This window comes from Polaromonas sp. P1_G4, from assembly GCF_056405475.1.
In genome coordinates this window covers 1-3,647 of record NZ_JBFUCA010000441.1, presented here as the reverse complement: position 1 = coordinate 3,647, position 3,647 = coordinate 1, and the positions used below count along the sequence as shown (strand labels likewise).

9 protein-coding genes are annotated in these 3,647 nt (G+C 56.4%); all 9 read right to left on the bottom strand.

Annotated elements, in window-relative coordinates:
* Positions 1 to 105, bottom strand: a 105-nt coding sequence (locus tag AC1D1X_RS18315; protein WP_477698829.1) for an uL30 family ribosomal protein, incomplete at its 3' end; no start/stop codon positions are given.
* Positions 106 to 118: 13 nt separating this feature from the next.
* Positions 119 to 637: a 30S ribosomal protein S5 gene (gene rpsE, locus AC1D1X_RS18310; protein ID WP_457281394.1), complete on the bottom strand. Its 519-nt coding sequence runs from the start codon at positions 635 to 637 to the stop codon at positions 119 to 121.
* 17 nt (positions 638 to 654) lie between these two features.
* Positions 655 to 1,020: a 50S ribosomal protein L18 gene (gene rplR, locus AC1D1X_RS18305; RefSeq protein WP_457281395.1), complete on the bottom strand. Its 366-nt coding sequence runs from the start codon at positions 1,018 to 1,020 to the stop codon at positions 655 to 657.
* Positions 1,021 to 1,031: 11 nt separating this feature from the next.
* On the bottom strand, positions 1,032 to 1,565 hold the full coding sequence (gene rplF, locus AC1D1X_RS18300) for a 50S ribosomal protein L6 (RefSeq protein WP_477668670.1): 534 nt from the start codon (positions 1,563 to 1,565) through the stop codon (positions 1,032 to 1,034).
* 25 nt (positions 1,566 to 1,590) lie between these two features.
* Positions 1,591 to 1,986 carry a 30S ribosomal protein S8 gene (gene rpsH, locus AC1D1X_RS18295; RefSeq protein WP_477698828.1) on the bottom strand — a complete coding sequence of 132 codons (396 nt, stop codon included), beginning with the start codon at positions 1,984 to 1,986 and terminating at the stop codon, positions 1,591 to 1,593.
* Positions 1,987 to 2,004: 18 nt separating this feature from the next.
* Positions 2,005 to 2,310 (bottom strand): 30S ribosomal protein S14, encoded by a 306-nt coding sequence (gene rpsN / locus AC1D1X_RS18290; protein ID WP_188709725.1) that lies wholly within the window; start codon positions 2,308 to 2,310, stop codon positions 2,005 to 2,007.
* Between the two features lie 8 nt (positions 2,311 to 2,318).
* Positions 2,319 to 2,891, bottom strand: a complete 573-nt coding sequence (gene rplE, locus AC1D1X_RS18285; RefSeq protein WP_092130238.1) for a 50S ribosomal protein L5 — start codon at positions 2,889 to 2,891, stop codon at positions 2,319 to 2,321.
* A gap of 1 nt (position 2,892) precedes the next feature.
* Complete coding sequence (rplX, locus tag AC1D1X_RS18280) at positions 2,893 to 3,213, bottom strand: 50S ribosomal protein L24 (protein WP_348045257.1); 321 nt, start codon at positions 3,211 to 3,213, stop codon at positions 2,893 to 2,895.
* Positions 3,214 to 3,222: 9 nt separating this feature from the next.
* On the bottom strand, positions 3,223 to 3,591 hold the full coding sequence (gene rplN / locus AC1D1X_RS18275; RefSeq protein WP_007869247.1) for a 50S ribosomal protein L14: 369 nt from the start codon (positions 3,589 to 3,591) through the stop codon (positions 3,223 to 3,225).
* Positions 3,592 to 3,647: the final 56 nt, after the last annotated feature.

Here is a 3,647-nt window from a genome sequence, read left to right as displayed (position 1 = left end):
GTTGACGCCACGAAGGCCCAGACCGCGCACAGTAGCGCGATGCGATTCCTTGGTGCCAATCGGGCTGCGAACCAGCTGGACTTTGACTTTGGTTTCTTTGGTCATTTTCAATGCCGCCTTAGCCGAAGATCTCTTCGACCGATTTGCCACGTTTGGCCGCAATTTCAGAAGCGGTCGTGGAATTATTCAGTGCGTCCATGGTGGCGCGCACCATGTTGTAAGGGTTGCTCGAACCATGGCTCTTCGCCACGATGTCGGTGATGCCCATGACTTCGAAAACGGCGCGCATTGGACCGCCAGCAATGATGCCGGTACCCTTGGGAGCCGGCGCCATCATGACGCTGGCTGCACCGTGGTGGCCGAAAACATTGTGGTGAATGGTGCCGTTTTTCAACGAGACCTTGGTCATGTTGCGGCGCGCTTCTTCCATCGCTTTTTGCACGGCTGCCGGCACTTCTTTCGACTTGCCCTTGCCCATGCCGACGCGGCCATCGCCGTCACCCACGACGGTCAACGCGGCGAAACCGAGGATACGACCGCCCTTCACGACTTTGGTCACGCGGTTAACCGCGATCATTTTTTCCTTCAGACCATCGTCTGGAGCGTCGTTTTGCTGTTTTGCTTGAAACTTAGCCATACTTAATTCCAGTCTGCTTAGAACTGCAAACCAGCTTCGCGAGCCGCCTCAGCCAACGCTTTGACGCGGCCGTGGTACGCAAAACCGGCGCGATCAAACGCCACTTTTTCAACACCTGCTGCTTTTGCCTTTTCGGCAATGCGCTTGCCAATGGCTTGCGCAGCAGCAACGTTTCCACCTTTACCCGAAGCGCCGATTTCCTTGCGGACTTCCACTTCCGCGGTGGAAGCAGCAGCCAGGACCTTGGTGCCGTCGCCAGAAATAACGCTGGCATAGATATGCAGATTGGTGCGATTCACGGTCAAACGGGCAACACCTTGCGTAGCAATGCGAATGCGGGTCTGGCGTGAACGACGAAGGCGCTGCTCTTTTTTGGTCAACATGATGCAGCTCCTTATTTCTTCTTGGTTTCTTTGATCGTGATCTTCTCATCCACATAGCGGATGCCCTTGCCCTTGTAAGGCTCGGGAGGACGAACAGCACGAACTTCAGCGGCGATCTGGCCGACGCGCTGGCGGTCGGAACCCTTGATCACCACTTCCGTGGGAGTCGGGGTTGCAACGGTGATGCCAGCAGGCATGTCCATGATCACAGGGTGCGAATACCCCACGGTCAGGTTCAGCTTGGCGCCCTGGGCCTGGGCCTTGTAGCCCACGCCGACCAGGCTCAATTTTTTCTCGAAACCCTTGGTGACACCCGTCACCATGTTGTTCACGAGCTGGCGCATCGTGCCGCTCATGGCATTGGCTTCACGCGAATCATTGGCCGGCACAAAAGTCAGCTTGCCTGCATCGTTCTTGATGGTGACAAGCGCGTTCTGCGTCAGCGCCAGGGTGCCGAGAGCGCCCTTGACATTGATCTGGTCTGCTTTCATGGCCACGTCCACACCCTGAGGTACGGCCACTGGCATTTTTCCTACACGAGACATTTCAGTTTCTCCTCAAATGCCGCCGTTAGGCCACGTAGCAAAGCACTTCACCACCGATACCGGTAGCGCGGGCTTTACGATCCGTCATGACACCTTGCGGAGTCGTGACAATTGCCACACCAAGGCCGTTCATGACCTGGGGGATGGCACCATGGCCTTTKTAAACACGGAGGCCGGGGCGGCTGACGCGCTCAATGCGCTCAATCACGGGCTTGCCTGCGTAATACTTCAGGGCGATTTCCAGCTGGGACTTGCCTTCGTCGGTCTTGACGGAGAAGCCATCAATGTAGCCCTCATCCTTCAATACCTGCGCGATGGCAACTTTGACTTTTGACGACGGCACCAGCACGACGGCTTTTTCAACCATCTGTGCATTGCGGATGCGGGTCAACATGTCGGCAATAGGATCACTCATGCTCATTTTGTGGTTCTCCTATGCTTACCAGCTTGCCTTGGTGATACCGGGGATATCACCAGCAAAAGCCAACTCACGGATCTTGGCGCGAGCCAGACCAAATTGACGGAAAGTACCGCGTGGGCGGCCCGTGATCGCGCAGCGGTTGCGCTGGCGGGTCGGGTTCGCGTTGCGGGGCAGTTTCTGCAGCTCGAGGCGAGCCAGCTGACGCTCTTCGTCAGAACGCTTGGCGTCGTTGGACGTCGCCTTGAGTTCAGCGTATTTTTTGGCGAACTTCGCGGCGAGTTTCTCGCGCTTCAGTTCACGTTGCAGTAAAGCTTGTTTTGCCATGTCCCGCCTCAGTTCTTGAACGGAAAACGGAAGGCGGTGAGGAGTGCCTTGCACTCTTCATCGGTCTTTGCCGTTGTGGTGATGCTGATATTCAGGCCGCGCAAGGCGTCAACCTTGTCGTACTCGATCTCAGGGAAAATGATCTGCTCTTTCACGCCGATGTTGTAGTTTCCGCGGCCATCGAAGGCCCGGCCGGAAATACCACGAAAGTCACGCACACGGGGCAGGGCCACGGTAACGAAACGATCGAGGAACTCATACATCTTCACGCCGCGCAGGGTCACCATGCAGCCGATAGGCAGGTCTTCGCGGATCTTGAAACCGGCGATAGCCTTCTTGGCCTTGGTCACGACAGGCTTCTGGCCGGCAATCTTGGTCATGTCGCCGACGGCGTTGTCCATAACCTTCTTGTCAGCAACAGCCTCGCTCACGCCCATATTGAGCGTGATCTTGGTGATACGGGGAACCTGCATGGGCGAGGTGTAGCCGAATTTCTCAATCAGGCCGGGGGCGATTTTTTCGCGGTACTGAGCTTGCAGGCGAGCCTGCGAAGCGGCTTGTACAGGTGCGGTCTTTGCCATGTTATGCAACCTTGATTTCTTCGCCACTGGATTTGAAGACGCGCACTTTTTTGCCGTCTGCCAGGAGCTTGATGCCAACGCGATCCGCCTTGCCGGTAGCGGCATTGAAGATTGCCACGTTCGACTGGTGAATCGGCATGCTTTTTTCGACGATGCCGCCGGTGGTACCCTTGAGGGGGTTGGGCTTGGTGTGTTTTTTCACCAGGTTAATCCCATCCACCAGCACATAGCTGTCATCTTTGCGCAGCGAAATCTTGCCGCGCTTGCCTTTGTCGCGACCAGCGATCACGATGATCTCGTCGCCTTTACGGATTTTATTCATGGCGAGTCCTTACAGAACTTCAGGAGCCAGGGACACGATCTTCATGAACTTTTCAGTGCGCAGTTCGCGCGTCACTGGTCCGAAGATGCGGGTGCCGATTGGCTCCAGCTTGGCGTTAAGCAACACTGCTGCGTTGCCGTCGAATTTGACGAGCGAACCATCGCCACGGCGAATGCCCTTGGCGGTGCGAACGACCACAGCGCTGTAAACCTCGCCTTTTTTGACGCGGCCACGCGGAGCGGCTTCTTTGATGCTCACCTTGATGACGTCACCAACGCTGGCGTACCGGCGCTTGGAGCCGCCCAGAACCTTGATGCACATCACGGACTTGGCACCCGTGTTGTCAGCAACATCGAGCTTGGATTGCGTTTGAATCATTTAAATGTGTTCCCAACTTGCACCGGAAGGCAACCCCTTGGGATTACCAGCCAATC

What these genes read in the sequence shown, in the direction of transcription:
- rplE (WP_092130238.1), bottom strand. Translation starts at nt 2,891, where the DNA reads ATGGCAAAGACCGCACCTGTACAAGCCGCTTCGCAGGCTCGCCTGCAA.
- rpsE (WP_457281394.1), bottom strand. Translation starts at nt 637, where the DNA reads ATGGCTAAGTTTCAAGCAAAACAGCAAAACGACGCTCCAGACGATGGT.
- rplX (WP_348045257.1), bottom strand. Translation starts at nt 3,213, where the DNA reads ATGAATAAAATCCGTAAAGGCGACGAGATCATCGTGATCGCTGGTCGC.
- rplR (WP_457281395.1), bottom strand. Translation starts at nt 1,020, where the DNA reads ATGTTGACCAAAAAAGAGCAGCGCCTTCGTCGTTCACGCCAGACCCGC.
- rplN (WP_007869247.1), bottom strand. Translation starts at nt 3,591, where the DNA reads ATGATTCAAACGCAATCCAAGCTCGATGTTGCTGACAACACGGGTGCC.
- rpsN (WP_188709725.1), bottom strand. Translation starts at nt 2,310, where the DNA reads ATGGCAAAACAAGCTTTACTGCAACGTGAACTGAAGCGCGAGAAACTC.
- rplF (WP_477668670.1), bottom strand. Translation starts at nt 1,565, where the DNA reads ATGTCTCGTGTAGGAAAAATGCCAGTGGCCGTACCTCAGGGTGTGGAC.